17 protein-coding genes are annotated in these 15,533 nt (G+C 67.0%); 9 read left to right on the plus strand and 8 right to left on the minus strand.

The window, feature by feature from the left end; genetic code table 11:
* Position 1: 1 nt before the first annotated feature.
* The 8 genes from ACZ1A1_RS17030 to ACZ1A1_RS17065 all read right to left on the minus strand — a co-directional run bounded on the left by ACZ1A1_RS17030 (position 2) and on the right by ACZ1A1_RS17065 (position 8,837).
* Positions 2–583 carry a nitrous oxide reductase accessory protein NosL gene (locus ACZ1A1_RS17030; protein WP_463620816.1) on the minus strand — a complete coding sequence of 194 codons (582 nt, stop codon included), beginning with the start codon at positions 581–583 and terminating at the stop codon, positions 2–4.
* On the minus strand, positions 580–1,401 hold the full coding sequence (locus ACZ1A1_RS17035; RefSeq protein WP_463620817.1) for an ABC transporter permease: 822 nt from the start codon (positions 1,399–1,401) through the stop codon (positions 580–582). The genes ACZ1A1_RS17030 and ACZ1A1_RS17035 overlap by 4 nt, the downstream gene beginning before the upstream one ends.
* A complete protein-coding gene (locus tag ACZ1A1_RS17040) occupies positions 1,398–2,297 on the minus strand; it encodes an ABC transporter ATP-binding protein (protein WP_463620818.1) in 900 nt (299 codons plus the stop codon). Before ACZ1A1_RS17040 ends, ACZ1A1_RS17035 begins: the two co-directional genes overlap by 4 nt.
* Positions 2,263–3,591: a nitrous oxide reductase family maturation protein NosD gene (locus ACZ1A1_RS17045; RefSeq protein ID WP_463620819.1), complete on the minus strand. Its 1,329-nt coding sequence runs from the start codon at positions 3,589–3,591 to the stop codon at positions 2,263–2,265. The genes ACZ1A1_RS17040 and ACZ1A1_RS17045 overlap by 35 nt, the downstream gene beginning before the upstream one ends.
* A gap of 3 nt (positions 3,592–3,594) precedes the next feature.
* Positions 3,595–5,523 carry a TAT-dependent nitrous-oxide reductase gene (gene nosZ, locus ACZ1A1_RS17050; RefSeq protein WP_313193981.1) on the minus strand — a complete coding sequence of 643 codons (1,929 nt, stop codon included), beginning with the start codon at positions 5,521–5,523 and terminating at the stop codon, positions 3,595–3,597.
* A gap of 19 nt (positions 5,524–5,542) precedes the next feature.
* A complete protein-coding gene (locus ACZ1A1_RS17055) occupies positions 5,543–7,699 on the minus strand; it encodes a 4Fe-4S binding protein (protein ID WP_463620820.1) in 2,157 nt (718 codons plus the stop codon).
* Positions 7,700–7,839: 140 nt separating this feature from the next.
* Complete coding sequence (locus tag ACZ1A1_RS17060) at positions 7,840–8,664, minus strand: hypothetical protein (RefSeq protein ID WP_463620821.1); 825 nt, start codon at positions 8,662–8,664, stop codon at positions 7,840–7,842.
* On the minus strand, positions 8,661–8,837 hold the full coding sequence (locus ACZ1A1_RS17065) for a hypothetical protein (RefSeq protein WP_463620822.1): 177 nt from the start codon (positions 8,835–8,837) through the stop codon (positions 8,661–8,663). Before ACZ1A1_RS17065 ends, ACZ1A1_RS17060 begins: the two co-directional genes overlap by 4 nt.
* Here ACZ1A1_RS17065 and ACZ1A1_RS17070 point away from each other — a divergent pair.
* The 9 genes from ACZ1A1_RS17070 to ACZ1A1_RS17110 all read left to right on the plus strand — a co-directional run bounded on the left by ACZ1A1_RS17070 (position 8,836) and on the right by ACZ1A1_RS17110 (position 15,480).
* Positions 8,836–9,942, plus strand: coding sequence for a hypothetical protein (locus ACZ1A1_RS17070; RefSeq protein ID WP_463620823.1), 1,107 nt, complete (start codon positions 8,836–8,838; stop codon positions 9,940–9,942). The genes ACZ1A1_RS17065 and ACZ1A1_RS17070 overlap by 2 nt on opposite strands.
* Before the next feature lie 152 nt (positions 9,943–10,094).
* Positions 10,095–10,541 (plus strand): Rrf2 family transcriptional regulator, encoded by a 447-nt coding sequence (locus ACZ1A1_RS17075; protein WP_463620824.1) that lies wholly within the window; start codon positions 10,095–10,097, stop codon positions 10,539–10,541.
* A 16-nt stretch (positions 10,542–10,557) separates the two neighbouring features.
* Complete coding sequence (gene ccoN / locus ACZ1A1_RS17080) at positions 10,558–12,201, plus strand: cytochrome-c oxidase, cbb3-type subunit I (protein ID WP_463620825.1); 1,644 nt, start codon at positions 10,558–10,560, stop codon at positions 12,199–12,201.
* 2 nt (positions 12,202–12,203) lie between these two features.
* On the plus strand, positions 12,204–12,938 hold the full coding sequence (gene ccoO / locus ACZ1A1_RS17085) for a cytochrome-c oxidase, cbb3-type subunit II (protein WP_463620826.1): 735 nt from the start codon (positions 12,204–12,206) through the stop codon (positions 12,936–12,938).
* A 1-nt stretch (position 12,939) separates the two neighbouring features.
* Positions 12,940–13,110 carry a cbb3-type cytochrome c oxidase subunit 3 gene (locus ACZ1A1_RS17090; protein ID WP_119258083.1) on the plus strand — a complete coding sequence of 57 codons (171 nt, stop codon included), beginning with the start codon at positions 12,940–12,942 and terminating at the stop codon, positions 13,108–13,110.
* A gap of 3 nt (positions 13,111–13,113) precedes the next feature.
* On the plus strand, positions 13,114–13,992 hold the full coding sequence (gene ccoP / locus ACZ1A1_RS17095) for a cytochrome-c oxidase, cbb3-type subunit III (protein ID WP_463620827.1): 879 nt from the start codon (positions 13,114–13,116) through the stop codon (positions 13,990–13,992).
* Positions 13,989–14,186, plus strand: coding sequence for a hypothetical protein (locus ACZ1A1_RS17100; RefSeq protein WP_463620828.1), 198 nt, complete (start codon positions 13,989–13,991; stop codon positions 14,184–14,186). The genes ccoP and ACZ1A1_RS17100 overlap by 4 nt, the downstream gene beginning before the upstream one ends.
* Positions 14,187–14,200: 14 nt before the next feature.
* A complete protein-coding gene (locus tag ACZ1A1_RS17105) occupies positions 14,201–14,986 on the plus strand; it encodes a DUF2189 domain-containing protein (protein ID WP_463620829.1) in 786 nt (261 codons plus the stop codon).
* Positions 14,983–15,480, plus strand: coding sequence for a group III truncated hemoglobin (locus ACZ1A1_RS17110; protein ID WP_463620830.1), 498 nt, complete (start codon positions 14,983–14,985; stop codon positions 15,478–15,480). Before ACZ1A1_RS17105 ends, ACZ1A1_RS17110 begins: the two co-directional genes overlap by 4 nt.
* Positions 15,481–15,533: the final 53 nt, after the last annotated feature.

Below are 15,533 nucleotides of genomic sequence, written 5' to 3' on the forward strand. Positions count from 1 at the left end.
TTCAGCCTCCGGTGGACGGGGTAAGGGCGTTCAAGCGGTCGCGATAGTCGGCGTCGTCGGTATCGGGCCGGCCGCCGGTCTCCACCGGCGTCAGGACCATGGCGTCGGTGACGTCGGCAAGGGCGAGCACCCGGCCGCCCTCCGCGATCGCGAAGGCGGCGGCGCGCTCCCGGCTGGAAAAGGGCACGGTCTCCGGCGCGCCCATGCCGCCCCGCCGGGCCGAGCCGACGACATAGAAGGCCTTGTCGGCGGCGATCCAGTTGCCCTTGCCGGGCTCGTCCCAGGTCGCCCCCGCCGCGCCCATGTCGTTGACATAGACCGCGACGATGGGCGCGACCTGCTCGGGACCGCGGGCATAGGCGATGGCGTCGCGCACCTGGCTGAAGAAGAGCGGGGCGGCATTGCCTTCGAGGAAGACCTGCGCCTTGGGGCCGGGATGCTCCAGAAGGTTCATCTGGCAGTAATGGCCGAGCGTCTCGGGCGTCATTTCCTGCGGCACGATGGCCTGGGCGACGTCCTCCTTGCAGGCGGAAAGAAGGAGGAGCGCCGCCAGGAGCACGGCGGGGCGGAGACGGTTCTTCATGGCGTCACCTTTCGGAAGGCTGCGGCCGCAAGGGCGATGGCCGCGAGCGGCCAGACGAGGAGCGAGGCGGCCGACTGCCAGAGCGGGATCGCCCGCGCCGCCCCGCCGATGCCGCCGGCCGCGGCGACCGCCTCGGCCGCCGAGAGATTGAAGACGCGGAAGGCGTCGGCGGGATTGGCGAGCAGCGCGACGGGCAGCGCATGGGTGGTGAAGGCCCCGCCGCTGTCCGTGACGATCAGCGCCAGAAGGGCAAGGTCGTAGAGCACCACGGCCGCCAGCCAGAGCGCGATGGCAAGGCCTGCCGCCCCCGAGGGCCGGCGCGCCAGGGCCGAGAGCGCATAGCCCGCGCCGAGGAAGGTCGCGCCGAGCGCGACGGACGTCCAGACCAGCCGCCAGAGCGAGGCGAGACCCGCCACCGCGCCGGGATCCGACCAGACGGCGACCAGCGCCGCCGCGCCATAGCCGAGCGTGACCGCGAGCGCGAGGATCGCCAGATGCGCCAGGAGCTTGCCGAGCAGGATCTCAAGGCGCGAGACCGGATAGGTGAGAAGCAGCGGCAGCGTGCCGCGCTCCACCTCGCCCGCCACCGCGTCGAAGCTCATGAGGAGCGCCAGCAGCGGTACCAGATAGACGGCGAGCGAGGTGAGCGAGGCGACCGTCACCGACAGCCGGTCGACGCCGACATCGCCGGTCGGCGCGGCGCCGGCGGCGGCGAGCACCAGCGCGAACAGCACCATCATGCCCGTTGCGATGGAGACCCAGCGATTGCGGAAGGCGATGCGGAATTCCGAGACCGCCGTGGCGAGGATGCGGTTCATTGCCCGTCCCTCCGGCTGAAATGGCTGTAGATGTCCTCGAGGCTCGGCGGGATCACGTCGAGATCGGCGACCTCGCCGCCGAGCGCCGATATGCGGGCGAGCAGCGGCAGCTTCTCCGCCTGCGCGCAGGAAAGGCGCAGCAGGCCGTCGCCGCCGGCGGATGCCTCGGGAAAGGCCGAGACAAGCGCCGGCGCGCGGCCGGGCGCGGGCCGCACCAGCAGGGCGACGGGCAACGCGGCACGGGCGCGCAGGTCGGCAAGCGTGCCTTCCGCCACCAGCGCCCCGCCGGAAAGGATGAGGATGCGGTCGGCGCGCGCCTCCACCTCGGTCAGCACATGCGAGGAGAGCAGGATCGCCGTGCCCTCGGCGGAAAGGCCGTCGAGCAGGTCGTAGAAGTCGCGGCGCGAGACGGGGTCGAGGCCGGAGGTCGGCTCGTCGAGGACGAGCAGGCGCGGCTTGCCGATCAGCGTCTGGGCGAGGCCGACGCGCTGGCGCATGCCCTTGGAATAGGTGCCGATGCGCCGCCGCGCGGCATGGGCGAGGCCGACGCGCGACAGGAGCTCCATCGCCTGTCGCGGGCTTTCGCCGCGCAGCGAGAGATAATAGCGAAGCTGCTCCTCGCCCGTCAGCGCCGGATGGAAGGCGACGTTCTCGGGCAGGTAGGCGACCGCGGCGCGGGCGGAGGACGAGCCGGGCGAGGAGCCGCAGACCGAGACCTCGCCGCCGTCATAGGGAATGAGGCCGAGGATGATCTTCATCATCGTCGACTTGCCCGCGCCGTTATGGCCGAGCAGGGCCGCGCGCCTGCCCGCCTCCAGCGTCAGCGAAACAGCCTTCAGCGCCTCGACGTCGCCGAAGCGCTTAGTGAGCCGGGAGATTGTCAGGGTCGGTGTCATCGTCATTTCCTTCGGCCCAGCGGCCGGCGGCCTCGGCCTCGTAGCCGAGAATGTCGGGCGGGACGGATATGGTGAGGGGCCGCATCAGCGGCGCGCTGTCGCGCACGCCGCCGGGCAGCGTCGCGGGAAAGTCCCGCTGGCTCCAGCGCACGAGCTGCACGGCGGGCGAGCCGATGAGGAGGCTTGCCGCCGGCTGCGACCAGAGGATCTGGTCCATCAGGTCGTTGGGCCGATAGAAACTGTCGGCGATGCCGTCACCGTTGAGGTCGAAGGCCGGGTGGTCGGACCAGAAATTGCCCCTGCCCTCATGGCTCCATTCCATGTTGCGCGTGCCGACATATCTCACCTGCTCGCGGTTGCCGACGAAGGCGTTGCCGGTGAGCACGTTCTTCTCCGAGCCGGCGGTGAAATGGATGCCGATGCCGCAGCCCTCGAAGCGGTTGTTCCAGATGAGGTTCTTGTGGGCGTTGTAGATGAAGAGGCACTTCCTCGTGCCGCCGCGCACCAGGTTGCCCGTGACGTCGGCATTGTTGGCATAGTTCAGCATCAGCCCGTGCTCGCGGTCGCCGAGGCTGAGATTGTTGAGGATCTTCGCCCTGTCGGAGAACATGATGGCGAAGCCGAGATGGTTGCCGATGGAGACGTTGCCGGAAACCTCGGTGTTGCGGGTGTACATGAAATGCACGGCGAAACGCAGGTCGCGCATCACGTTGCCGCGGTAGATGCTGTCGGCGCTGGCATTGGAGAAGATGCCGTCGCGCCCGTAGCGAATGGCGTTGTTCTCCAGGAGCGTGCCGGGGCTGTTCCAGACATAGATGCCGTTGCCGCGCTCGTTCATGCGCGGGCTGTCCGTGCCGACGATCTCGTTGCCGGCGACGGTCGCGTTGCGGCCGCCATGCACGTCGATGCCGTGCATGTTGCCGGTGACCAGCAGCTTTTCGATGCGGGCGCGGTCGGCGCCCTTGAGGATCTTCACGCCGGCGTCGAGGTCCTGGTTCACCCGGCCCGAGCCGGTGACGGTGAAGCCCGTCAGCGTCACGTCGGGCGCGGCGATCGTCATGACGCTGCCCTCGCCGAGCCCGTCCACCACCGCCCCGCGCGGGCCGGTAATGATGAGGGGTCTATCGACGGTGACGGGGCCTGGATAGGCCCCGTCGGAAAGCCGCAGCACATCGCCGGGCGCCGCCCCGGCAATGGCCGCCGCGAGGCTGCCCGCGCCCGGCGCGACGGCGCGCTCCGCCGCGGCGAGCGGCGAGGCGAGCAGAAGGCCGATCAGGAGGACGGGCAGCCGCATTTCTCAGGCGTCCTTCGGTTCCACGAACATGCGGCCGCGCATTTCCATGTGCAGGGCATGGCAGAACCACTGGCAATAGTACCAGTAGACGCCCGGATTGGCGGCGACGAAGGTGACGGAGCTCGTCTGCTGCGGCCCGACTTCCATGGCCACGCCATGGTTGCCCATGGTGAAGCCGTGCGTCAGGTCGTCGATCTCGTCGAGATTGGTGACGATGACCGTGACCTCGTCGCCTTCCTTCACCGTGAAGCTTTCCTGGCTGTAGCTCGGCGCGACGGAGGTCATGTAGACGCGCACCTTGTTGCCGTCGCGGATGACGGCGTCGGTCCATTCGTCGATATTGACGCCGTCGGCCTCGGCCTGCTTGCGCGTTTCCGACCACAGCGGATCCTGGCGGTCCCAGACCGACTTGATGTTCGGCAGGATCGAGGGGGAGACCGCGATGGCGTCATGCGGCTCTGCGAAGTTCGGGCCGTCGTGCACCAGCTTCATCTTGTCGCCGGAAATGTCGATGAGCTGGTCGTTCTCCGGCTTCAGCGGACCGACATTGAGGAAGCGGTCCTTGGAGAACTTGCACAGGCACACCAGCCAGTCGTTGGTGGCGTCCAGCGTCTCGCCCATCACGGTCTTCAGGTGACCGGGCTGGTACTGGACGTCGAGCTTGTCCTTGATCGGGTCGATCTTCTCGCCGGCATAGGCACGGATGGCCTCCTCGATGTTCCACTTGACCACCTGGCTGTCGAGGAAGAGCGAGGTATAGGCGTTGCCGCGGCCGTCGAAGGCGGTGTGGAGCGGGCCGAGGCCGAGTTCCGGCTCGGCCACCACGGCGCTGCGCGGCTCGGCATTGTCATAGAAGATCGCGTCGAACTTCGTGACGTCGAGCACGGTCACGGTCGGCGAGAGCTTGCCGTTGATGCACAGGTGCTTCTTGTCCGGCGCCATGTTGCAGCCGTGCGGGTTGTTGGCGATGGGGATGTAGCGGGTGAAGAGGGATTTCGCCTCCTTGCGGCCGTCCAGCACCTTGACGCCGTTGATCTCCTCGAACTTGCCGGCGGCGACGGCCTTCTCGATCTCGGCGAGGTTGAAGACGACGACGTGGTCCATCTCGGACTTGGTCATCTCTTCCAGCGTCGTGCCCATTTCGGAATTGTAGCTGGTCGAGAAGGCCCACTTGCCCTCGTAGTCGGCGTCGCAGTTGTCGAGGTTGCCGGAGACCTGCACCTGCCAGGCGACCTCCCACTTGTCGGCATCGACCGCGGTGAAGATGTTCACATAGGTCGAGACGTCCTTCATGGTCGAGCCGTCGTTGACCAGAGGCGCCTCGTCCTCGCCGTTGCAGAAGACGTAGTTGGAGCGCGGCCATTTCTGCGGGCGCAGGCCATGGATGCCCTTGGCGTTGGGGATTTCCAGGATCGCGTCGGTCTTCATCACGTCGCAGCGCACGCGGGCGACGCGGGTATTGGCCTTGTCGTTCATGAAGAGGTAGCGGCCGTCATACTTGCCCTCGGTGAAGGACATGTGGACGTGGTGCAGGTCGCCGTTGTCGTGGATCTTCTTGCCGTTGGCGGCAAGCTGCTTCTTCGTCTTCTCCGACATCGTGCGCTGGTGGATGCGGATGGATTCGTTCGTCTGGCCCCAGCCGGTGGCCGAGCAGCGGTTGAACACCGGAACGCGCATCAGTTCGCGCATCGAGGGAATGCCGAGGATGCGCATCTCGCCCGACTGGCCAGAGGACCAGAAGCCGTAATAATCGTCGAGCTTGCCGGGCGCGACGGAGCCGTCGGCCCCGGCGGCGGCACGGGCCGGGGTCGCAAGGCTTGCGGCGCCGAGGCCGAGCGCGGCCGGCCCCATCGTGCCGGCGAGGACCGCCGAGCCCGCGGTCGCGCTGAACAGCGCGCGGCGGCTCAGTCCCTTGTTTTCCTTCGTTTCCATGGTGGGTTTCCTTCTTCGGTTAAACCTTGGCTGCGGGTTGGTGGATCGGCGCGCCGCCGGGACTTGCCGCGAGCTTCGCGCGCGACTTCATCTTCTTGATCACGACGGGGCACACGGTTTCGGACTGGTAGAGGACCTGGCAGTGCAGGCAGTTGATGCACTCGTTCGGGTTGATCTCGCCGGTCTTGTGGATCGCCTGCACCGGACACTGGATGGCGCAGGTCTGGCAGGGATTTCCGCATTCGTGGTAGCGCTTCAGCCAGTCGAACATGCGCATGCGCGCGGGGATGGCCAGCGCCGCGCCGAGCGGGCAGAGATAGCGGCAGTAGAACCGCTCGACGAAGAGCCCAGCGACGAGAAGCGCGACGGCATAGGCGACGAACGGCCAGGCGCGGATGAACTTCAGGATGATCGCGGTCTTGAACGGCTCGATCTCGGCGAGGTGCTCGGCCTGCTCGACGCTCATCAGCGAGACGCCGAAAAGGCCGAGGAAGATCATGTATTTCACCGGCCAGAGCCGCTCGTGCAGGCCCCATGGCAGGGTCCATTGCGGGATGCGGAGCTTGCGCGCGATCTGGTTGGTCAGTTCCTGCAGCGCGCCGAAGGGGCAGAGCCAGCCGCAATAGGCCCCCCGCCCCCAGAAGAGCAGCGCGGCGGCGACGGCGAACCACAAGATGAAGGTCAGCGGATCGAGCAGAAAGGCCTGCCAGCTGAAGCCGCTGACGAGGCTGCCGAACAGCGCCATCAGGTTGACCACCGAGAGCTGTGCATTGGCGTACCAGCCGAGGAAGACCAGTGTCACGGTCAGAAAGACGATGCGGAAGATATAGAAGCCGCGGGCGTTCCTGACCGCATAGGTCTGGAAGAAGAACACGCCGGTCAGCACCGCCAGCATGCCGGAAAGCGCGACGATCTTCAGCCTGGAATCGCGCCAGATGCGCTTCCAGAGGTCGGCCTGTGCCGAGCCTTCCTCCTGCGGGGTGACGGCGGCGACCTCCTTTGCGGGCGGCGCGACGGCGCGCAGGTATTTCTGCGGCAACTGGTAGCCGAGATCGAAGGTGTGGAAGACCTTCTCGATCGGCCCGACCTCGCGCTGCGCCAGAAGCTGGATGCGGAAGGGCCTTGCGGGATCGAAGCCGACGCCGGCCGGGATGCGGAACAGGTCCATCTCGGAAAATTCCGGCGCGCCGGAAAGCGCGATGGCGCCGAGGCGGCGATGGTCGCGGTCGCGGAAGCGCACCGAGACGTCGTCCTGGATCAGCACGATGCGGTCGAAGATGCCGCCGCGCACATAGCCCGAGCCCTTGAAGGAATAGAGGCCGCGACCCACGACCGCGATGGCGTTCTCGCCCTCCTTCAGCCAGCCTTTCAGATTGGCTTCCCCGGCCGGGCCGAGCAGCGCCTTGCCGATGGCCGGCACGGAGACCAGCGCCGCCTGCATGTCGATGAAGGTGGTCTGCGGCGCCTCGGTCAGCGCCCGGTCGCGGGCGCGCACGTCCGGATGTTCGGCGAAGGCGGCGTTGACCTGCGCCACGTCGAGCGACAGCCGGCGCAGCGTGCCGTCCCCTTCCGCCTCGATCCAGTCGGCCGGCGCGGCGGCGTCGGGATCGATCTCGAAACGGGGGCCGGCGCCCTCGGTTTCCGGGGCAAGGCCGCCGAGGCCGAGCGCGCGGGCGACCTTCAGCCCCGAGCGGACGATGGAATCGTCGATCACCATCACCGTCACGGTCGCGCCGGAGATGATGTCCACCTCATGCGCCGTTCCGCCGGATTTCGCCTCGGCGACGAGGTCGAGGCCGGCATAGCTCGCGACCAGCGCCTTCACCTTGGCCTCGGGAATGCCGATGAGGACGATGGGCTCGGAATGCTTGACGAGCTGCACGCCGACGATCTTCGCATCCTTGCCGACGGCGACGAGCGTGTGGATCGGCTTGCCGGAATAGCCGGTGGTGCCGACGAAATCCGAGGTCATGAAGACCCAGGCCACCGTCTCGCCGCCCTTGAGCACCGGCGCCACCGCCAGATCCTCGCGGATCGGCCCGAAGCCTTCCGCACCGGGAACCAGGTCGGAGGCCGTCGCGGCGGGCAGGTACTGCTGCAGCACCGAGGCCGCATGGGCGGGAACGGCGAGGCACAGGCCGATGCAGAGCAGAAGGACGAGACGGATGAATTTCATTCCAGGGCGTTCCAGCAAACCATTGCCGGAGCTTTGGAATGTTCGCGCGGAATGATCGTTGCGCTATATCAAACGAAAACGAATAGTTGCCGATTGCCGCCCAGATGCCGGCGAGGGTCTACTCCTCGCCCATAGAGGCGTCACGGCCATTGCCTGGCCCATTCGCGCAATTCCGCCCTGGCCTTTTCCGGCCAGTCCTTCACGGGCGCGGGAAAGACCGCGATCTTTCCGCCGTCCGGCTTCCAGGCCGCGTAGACGCGGTGCTCGCCGGAGGAGAGGAAGATCAACCCCGCCTCGTCGAGGCAGGCATGCGGCCGGCAGGCCGTGCCGACGAAGTCGTCGCCCTTGAATTCGCCGCTTCCCACCCCGGTCATCAGCGTCTGGAAATGCTCGAAATCCGAGCCGAGCACCATCTTGAGGCTTGCGGCAATCTCGCCGTTGCCGAAGGCTTCCGAGGGATGGGTGAAGGTGCGCTCGCGCAGATTGGCCCAGCCGCTCGCCGCATCCGCCTGGAAGGCGACGGGAGCGAGCGGCGCGATGCCGCGCTCGGCGGTCCATTGCCAGCGCTCCGTTTCGCGGCCGGGGACGCTCACCGTCGAAAAGACGAGGCCCGCGCCCTCGACGGCCCAGGATACGGAGACGCAACTGTCGATGGGCCCGTCTATCCGCGGCGCGCCGCGGCCGGGAAAGGACAGGACGAACGGCGCGCCGTCGCAGGCATTGCCGCCGCCCGAACTGGTGCCGACGAGCGCGACGGTATCGCCGAAGGCATAGACGTCATCGAGGAAGACGATCTGGTTCGTGTGCAGCTCGCGGCCGTCGACGACGAGCACCTTCTCGAAGTCCTTTTCCCTGATCTCGACCGTGTGGCCGGCGACCTTCGCCAGCTCCACCGCATGGGCCGGGGCCACCGCGCCGAGAAGAAAACCAACCAGGGAAAATGTGCGAACCCATTGCCGACTCATGAAAATCTCCTGCATTTGCCCCGAACTTGCTTTGCAAGGCCTCGGATCGCAATGGCGTGGGCCGCATTTTCGATGATGCCGTTGCCAAAGCATTTCAATCCGAATGAACCGGTGCCCTGTGCCGTTTCCGATACGTCGATACCTTCAGGCCAATTCATTTTCAGGCAGACCATGACCTTTCCCACCATCAAGCTTCCCGCCCGTCCCCTCGCCCTGCAGCGCGGGGCGATCTCCATCCCGCTCGCCTATTACTTTTCCACGCCGGTCCTGCTGGCGATCGCCGTCTTCATGATGGTGATGGAAGGGCCCGGCATCCTGCGCGACTACACGATCAGCCAGAATCCGCTCATCGTCGAAGGCGATATCGACGGGAGCTGCAGGACGCGGAAAGCCTTCTTCACCACCTGCGAGGTGGACCTTTCCTACGAGCAGAACGGCCAGCGCTACGACAAGAATGTCGAGGTCATGTTCGTCGACCTCCACAGCGGCGACTACGAGACGGGCCTCGTCGTTTCGGCCGATCACCCCGAGCTCGCCACGATCACGCTCGGGCTGGACATGCTCTGGAACCGGATCATCACGCTGGCGGTCTTCACCCTCCTTCTCGGCGGCGGCGGCCTTGCGATGATCTTCTTCGCCCTTCGCATCGTCCGCGCCCGCGCCCAGTTGCGGCACCCGGCACCCCTCACCGTCATCCCCGTCGAGATCACCGGCATGGAGACCAAGCGCGGCCGCCTTGCTGTCACCTATGCGGACCGGCTGAGCGAGCGGAAGACCAAGCGGGTCGCCCATACCCATTTCGAGAGCGGGCACGAGCCGATCATCGTCGGCGATGCCGGCAGCCATCCGGTCGCCCTTGCCGTGTGGCACGGCGCCACGTCGCTGCCCGTCCTCATCGACGACCGGCTGGAACGGATCGAGATGACGCCCGAGGAGCGCAGAGAGGCGCTGGAGCCGCTTTACGCATCGGCGGCCGCGGCCGGCCACGGGACAGCGGCAGCCGCCCTCGCCCCCGCGCCGGCAAGGAAGGGCCTGTCGCTCGCGCGGCGGCTGGGGCTTGCGCTCCTTGTCGTGCTGCTCATCGTCGGCGGCATTTTCGGCTACTGGCTCTGGTACGTGACCAGCGCGCCCTCGCAGTACAATTCGCCGGGCATGGACATCAACGACATGATGCCGGAAGCGCTCAACCGATGGGGCTGCGACCAGCTCAAGGCCCGCTTCGGCGACGGCCTCGCCCCCTTCGGATGCACGGCCGCGGACTACCAGAGCTGGAAGTAATTCCGGGGCGGAAATCCTGATCCGGCGCGCGTCCCGATACCGAAGGGGCGCGCGCTTTCCCCTGCGACGCTATTGCGCTTCCATCGCGGGAATCCTTACGCTAAAAGTGGTATCCACAATACCTTTTATCCACCGGTGGCCGGATATCACGGATGCGGATGACGCTTCATACGGACTATGCCCTGCGCATGCTGATCTACGTCGCCACGCGGCGGGACGGGGCGTGCACGGTGAACGACGTCGCCGAGGCCTACGGGCTTTCGCGCAACCATCTCCTGAAAGTCGCGCAGACGCTGCGCGATCTCGGCCTCGTCGAGACGACGCGCGGCCGGGCCGGCGGCATCCGCCTTGCGCGGGCGCCGCGCGAGATCGGCATCGGGGCGCTGGTCAGGGCGACGGAAGAGGAATTCTCGCTGGCCGAATGCATGCAGGCCGGGGGGCGCGCCTGCGCCATCTCGCCCGCCTGCCGGCTGAAGGGCATGCTGCACGAAGCGCTCGGCGCCTTCCTGTCCGTGCTCGACAAATACACGCTTGCGGATATCGTACGCGACAGGGCCTCGCTCGGCCCGCTGCTCGGCATCGATCTCGCGGCGGCGTGAAGGAAAGGGGAACGCAATGCTATCCGGATTGACGGTTTCGGAGCGCCATGCCGCGCTCTTCGTGCTCGGCGCGCTGGCGCTGGTGGGGCTTGCCATGGCGGTGGCCGGCCAGGGCGATCCGCTCGCCGTGCACGGCTATATCGTGCTCGCCTTCAGTCTCGCCTTCGGCTTTGCGGTCCTGTCCGTCCTCTTCGCGCCCGAGCCGCCGGAAAGCCGGCTTTCGGAATATTACGACGACCCGACGCGGGTCGGCATCATCCTGTCGCTCGCCTGGGCGGTCGCCGGCATGTTCGTCGGCGTCTGGGTGGCCGCGCTCTTGGCATGGCCGGAGCTAACCTTCGTGGATTCGGCCTGGGCGAGTTTCGGGCGGCTGCGGCCGGTGCACACGTCCGGCGTCATCTTCGGCTTCGGCGGCAATGCGCTGATCGCCACCTCCTTCCATGTCCTCCAGCGCACCTGTCGCGCGCGGCTGCCCGACCAATTCAGCCCGTGGTTCGTGCTGATCGGCTACAACCTCTTCTGTCTTGTCGCCGCGACCGGCTACCTGATGGGCCTCACCCAGTCGAAGGAATATGCCGAGCCGGAATGGTATGCCGACATCTGGCTGGTGATCGTCTGGGTCGTCTATTTCCTGATCTACATCCGCACGCTCCAGCGCCGCAAGGAGCCGCATATCTACGTGGCGAACTGGTACTATATGGCCTTCATCCTGGTCGTCGCGGTGCTGCACATCGTCAACAACCTCGCCGTGCCCGTCTCCTTCGGCCATGCGAAAAGCTATTCGCTGTTTTCCGGCGTGCAGGACGCCATGACGCAATGGTGGTACGGCCACAATGCCGTCGCCTTCTTCCTGACCTCCGGCTTCCTCGGCATGATGTACTACTACCTGCCCAAGCGCGCGGAGCGGCCGATCTTCTCCTACCGGCTCTCCATCATCAGCTTCTGGGGCATCACCTTCATGTATATGTGGGCGGGCGCCCACCACCTGCATTACACCGCCCTGCCGCAATGGGTGCAGACGCTCGGCATGACCTTCTCCATCGTGCTGCTGGTGCCTTCCTGGGCGTCTGCCGGCAACGCGCTCGCCACGCTCAACGGCGCCTGGCACAAGGTGCGCGACGACGCGACGCTGCGCTTCATGATGGTCGCCGCCGTCTTCTACGGCCTCTCGACCTTCGAGGGCTCGTTCATGGCGATCCGCGCCGTCAACTCGCTGTCGCACTATACCGACTGGACCGTCGGCCATGTCCATGCCGGCGCGCTCGGCTGGGTGGCGATGATCACCTTCGGCTCGCTCTACGCCCTCGTGCCGTGGATGTGGAAGACGGAGCGCATGTATTCGCCGAGGCTGATCGAGGTCCACTTCTGGCTCGCGCTGGCCGGCACCGTCGTCTACGTCTTCGCCATGTGGAATTCGGGCATCATCCAGGGCCTGATGTGGCGCACCTACAATGACAGCGGCACGCTCGCCTATTCCTTCATCGACAGCCTGGTCGCCATGCATCCCTACTATATCGCCCGCGCCTTCGGCGGTCTGCTCTTCCTTGCCGGCGCGGTGGTCTGCTGCATCAATGTCGGCATGACGATCCGCATGGCGCGCCATGCGCTGAAGACCGGGGCGGGCGGCGACGTTCCCGTCCTCGCACCGGCGGGAGAATGACCATGAAGGAATTCTTCCACCGCAAGATCGAGCGCAACGCCATCGGCTTCGTGCTCGCCATCGTCGGCGTCGCCTCCATCGGCGGCCTCGTCGAGATCGCCCCGCTCTTCACCATCCACGAGACGGTGGAGGACGCGCCGGACATGCGGCTCTACACGCCGCTGGAGCTGGCCGGCCGCAACATCTACATCCGCGAGGGCTGTTACGCCTGTCATTCGCAGATGATCCGCACGCTGCGCGACGAGGTGGAGCGCTACGGCCCCTATTCGCTCGCCGTGGAATCGAAATACGACCACCCGATGCTCTGGGGCTCGAAGCGCACCGGGCCGGACCTTGCCCGCCTCGGCGGTAAGTATTCCGACGCCTGGCACGTCGCCCACCTGATGAACCCGCGCGACGTGGTGCCGGAATCGGTGATGCCGCGCTACGGCTGGCTGAAGGCCAACGCGCTGAGGATCGACGATCTCGGCGAGCACCTTTCCGCCCAGCGCACGGTCGGCGTTCCCTATACGGACGAGATGATCGAACATGCGGTGGCGGACGCTCGCGGCCAGGCGAACCCGGACGGCAACGAGGCCGCCGGCGTCAGCGAGCGCTACGGCGAGAAGACGAACGTGCGCGCCTTCGACGGCAATCCGGGCCTGCTGACGGAGATGGACGCGCTCGTCGCCTATCTCCAGATCGTCGGCCAGCTCACCGGGGCCGCCCACCAGGAAGCAGCAGTGAAGGAGGAATGACATGGACGCGGATCACGGCACCATCGTCGCCTTCGCCAAGAGCTGGGGCCTGTTCTACCTCATCGCGATGGCCGTGGGCGTGCTGATCTACGCCCTCTGGCCGGGCAACCGAAAGCGCTTCAACCGCGCGAAGAAGAGCATTCTCGACAAAGACGACCGGCCGGGGGACTAGACGATGGCAACGGAAAGACACGATCCCGCCACCGGGCGGGCGACCACCGGGCATGAATGGAACGGCATCGAGGAGCTGGAGACGCCGATCCCGCGCGTCGTCATCTTCTTCCTGACGGTCACCACGCTGTTCGCCATCGGCTACTGGATCCTGATGCCGGCCTGGCCGCTCGGCGTCACCTATACGAAGGGCCTGCTCGGCATCGACCAGCGCGCCGTCGTGACGAAGCAGGTCGAGGACGCCGCCGCGACCCGCGCGGTCTGGACCGGCCGCATCGCCGAGGCGAGCCTTGAGGACATCGCCGCCGATCCCGACCTGATGAACCATGTGCGCGAGACGGGCCGCACGCTCTTCATCGACAATTGCGCCGCCTGCCACGGCACGCGCGGCACCGGCGGGCCCGGCTTCCCCAACCTTGCCGCCAGGGCCTGGCTCTGGGGTGGCGAGCCGGACACCATCGCCGAGACGATCCGCATCGGCATCAACTCCACCAACGAGGACACGCGCGTCTCGCAGATGATGGCCTTCGGCCGCGACGGCGTGCTCGACGACAGGCAGGTGCGCGCGGTCGCCGCCTATGTGCGCTCGCTCTCGGACCTGCCGATGGGGGCAAGCGACAAGGCGCTGGTCGAGGACGGCAGGCAGGTCTTCGCCGACAATTGCGTCGCCTGCCACGGCGAGGACGGCCATGGCAGCACGGATGTCGGTGCGCCGAACCTTACCGACGCGACATGGATCTACGGCAGCGACGCGCAGGCCGTCTTCACCACGGTCTATTCCGGGCGGCAGGGCCACATGCCGCATTGGGAAGGCCGGCTCTCGCCGGTCGACATCAAGATCCTGGCGCTCTATGTCGGCACGCTCGGGGAGGTTGCCCGATGAACACGCTTACGGACAGGCCGCGCCGCAACTGGCGGCTCGTCTCCCTCCTGATCGTCGGAGCGGGCGTGCTGGTCTTCATCGGCGCCAATGCGCATCTCGTCCATGTCGCCCTCTCCTCGCAGCCCGACTGCGTGGAGCACCTGAAGACGCAAGGCCGGGACGGCGCTTACCGCGCCGCCGGCCCGGCCTGCTGAACGGAGGAGACCCCATGGGAACGACCGAAAAGACCGGCAACGCCGCCCTACCGCTCGCCGAGCAGCGCCGCCGCCGCCTTCCCGCCAGCGCCGCCCTCGGCTGGCTTTCCGCCGGCTGGCGCGACCTCTGGCGCACACCGCTGCCGAGCCTCCTCTACGGGCTTGCCGTCTTCCTCCTCTCCGTCGCGGTGGTCTGGTGCCTCTTCCGCTGGGAGCTGGACTATATCCTCTTCCCGGCGCTCGCCGGCTTCATGGTGGTCGGCCCGCTGGTGGCGATCGGCCTCTACCGCAAGAGCCGGGACCTGGAGGACGGCATCGCGCCCAGCCTGTCGCGCATGATCTTCGTCAAGGCCACTTCAGGCGGACAGGTCTGGTATACCGGCGCGATCCTCTGCCTGCTGATGGTGGTCTGGATGCGCGCCGCCGTCATCATCTACGCGCTCTTCGTGGGGCTTCGCCCCTTCCCCGGCCTCGACGGTGTCGTCGCCATGCTGTTCTCGACGCCCGAGGGGCTCGGCATGCTCGTCGTCGGCACGGCGGTGGGCGGGCTCTTCGCCGCTTTCTCCTTCGCCATCAGCACCTTCGCCATCCCCATGCTGCTCGCCGAGAAGACGGATGCCTTCACGGCCATGGGCACCAGCATCTCGCTGGTCTTCCGCAACCTGCCGGTCATGCTCGCCTGGGGCGCCATCGTGCTCGTCCTCACCGCGCTCGGCATCGCCACGGGCTTCCTCGGCCTCATCGTCATCTTCCCGCTGCTCGGCCACGGCACCTGGCACAGCTACAGGGCGATCCGATGAGGGGCCGGCCCGCGCCGCAGCGCACCGTCGTCATCGACGGCAAGCCGCTGCCGGAGGTGCTGGACGAGGCGATGGTCCATGCCGTCGTCCACGGCTTCTACGACGAGATCCGCAGGGACGACCTGCTCGGCCCGATCTTCAACGGCCACATCGCGCCGGATGACTGGCCGGCGCACCTTGCCAGGATGTGCGATTTCTGGTCGGCGACGCTCCTGCGCACCGACCGCTACGAGGGCCGGCCGCTGCCGCCGCACCTTGCCATGCCGGAGCTTCAGGAGACGCATTTCCGCCGCTGGCTCACGCTCTTCCGGGCGACGGTCGAGCGGCTCTGCCCGCCGGAGGTCGCCGATCTCTTCCTCGACCGGGCGCTGCGCATCGCCCATTCCTTCCGCCTCGCCATCGCCTTCCACCGCGGCGAGGATTCCATGGCGATCGCGCCGATCTCGCGGGACATGCTTTCCAAGGAGACGCCATCGCCGGGCGGCAAGGGCTGAACCGGCATCAGTCAATCGTCACAGAGCGGTGCTAGAGCGATGCGATTGTGATC

The organism is Shinella sp. R2-11, assembly GCF_055330205.1.

What these genes read in the sequence shown, in the direction of transcription:
- ccoO (WP_463620826.1), top strand. Translation starts at nt 12,204, where the DNA reads ATGAAGGAATTCTTCCACCGCAAGATCGAGCGCAACGCCATCGGCTTC.
- ACZ1A1_RS17100 (WP_463620828.1), top strand. Translation starts at nt 13,989, where the DNA reads ATGAACACGCTTACGGACAGGCCGCGCCGCAACTGGCGGCTCGTCTCC.
- ccoP (WP_463620827.1), top strand. Translation starts at nt 13,114, where the DNA reads ATGGCAACGGAAAGACACGATCCCGCCACCGGGCGGGCGACCACCGGG.
- ACZ1A1_RS17040 (WP_463620818.1), bottom strand. Translation starts at nt 2,297, where the DNA reads ATGACACCGACCCTGACAATCTCCCGGCTCACTAAGCGCTTCGGCGAC.
- ACZ1A1_RS17045 (WP_463620819.1), bottom strand. Translation starts at nt 3,591, where the DNA reads ATGCGGCTGCCCGTCCTCCTGATCGGCCTTCTGCTCGCCTCGCCGCTC.
- ACZ1A1_RS17090 (WP_119258083.1), top strand. Translation starts at nt 12,940, where the DNA reads ATGGACGCGGATCACGGCACCATCGTCGCCTTCGCCAAGAGCTGGGGC.
- nosZ (WP_313193981.1), bottom strand. Translation starts at nt 5,523, where the DNA reads ATGGAAACGAAGGAAAACAAGGGACTGAGCCGCCGCGCGCTGTTCAGC.
- ACZ1A1_RS17105 (WP_463620829.1), top strand. Translation starts at nt 14,201, where the DNA reads ATGGGAACGACCGAAAAGACCGGCAACGCCGCCCTACCGCTCGCCGAG.
- ACZ1A1_RS17110 (WP_463620830.1), top strand. Translation starts at nt 14,983, where the DNA reads ATGAGGGGCCGGCCCGCGCCGCAGCGCACCGTCGTCATCGACGGCAAG.
- ccoN (WP_463620825.1), top strand. Translation starts at nt 10,558, where the DNA reads ATGCTATCCGGATTGACGGTTTCGGAGCGCCATGCCGCGCTCTTCGTG.
- ACZ1A1_RS17070 (WP_463620823.1), top strand. Translation starts at nt 8,836, where the DNA reads ATGACCTTTCCCACCATCAAGCTTCCCGCCCGTCCCCTCGCCCTGCAG.
- ACZ1A1_RS17030 (WP_463620816.1), bottom strand. Translation starts at nt 583, where the DNA reads ATGAAGAACCGTCTCCGCCCCGCCGTGCTCCTGGCGGCGCTCCTCCTT.
- ACZ1A1_RS17060 (WP_463620821.1), bottom strand. Translation starts at nt 8,664, where the DNA reads ATGAGTCGGCAATGGGTTCGCACATTTTCCCTGGTTGGTTTTCTTCTC.
- ACZ1A1_RS17075 (WP_463620824.1), top strand. Translation starts at nt 10,095, where the DNA reads ATGCGGATGACGCTTCATACGGACTATGCCCTGCGCATGCTGATCTAC.
- ACZ1A1_RS17055 (WP_463620820.1), bottom strand. Translation starts at nt 7,699, where the DNA reads ATGAAATTCATCCGTCTCGTCCTTCTGCTCTGCATCGGCCTGTGCCTC.
- ACZ1A1_RS17035 (WP_463620817.1), bottom strand. Translation starts at nt 1,401, where the DNA reads ATGAACCGCATCCTCGCCACGGCGGTCTCGGAATTCCGCATCGCCTTC.
- ACZ1A1_RS17065 (WP_463620822.1), bottom strand. Translation starts at nt 8,837, where the DNA reads ATGGTCTGCCTGAAAATGAATTGGCCTGAAGGTATCGACGTATCGGAA.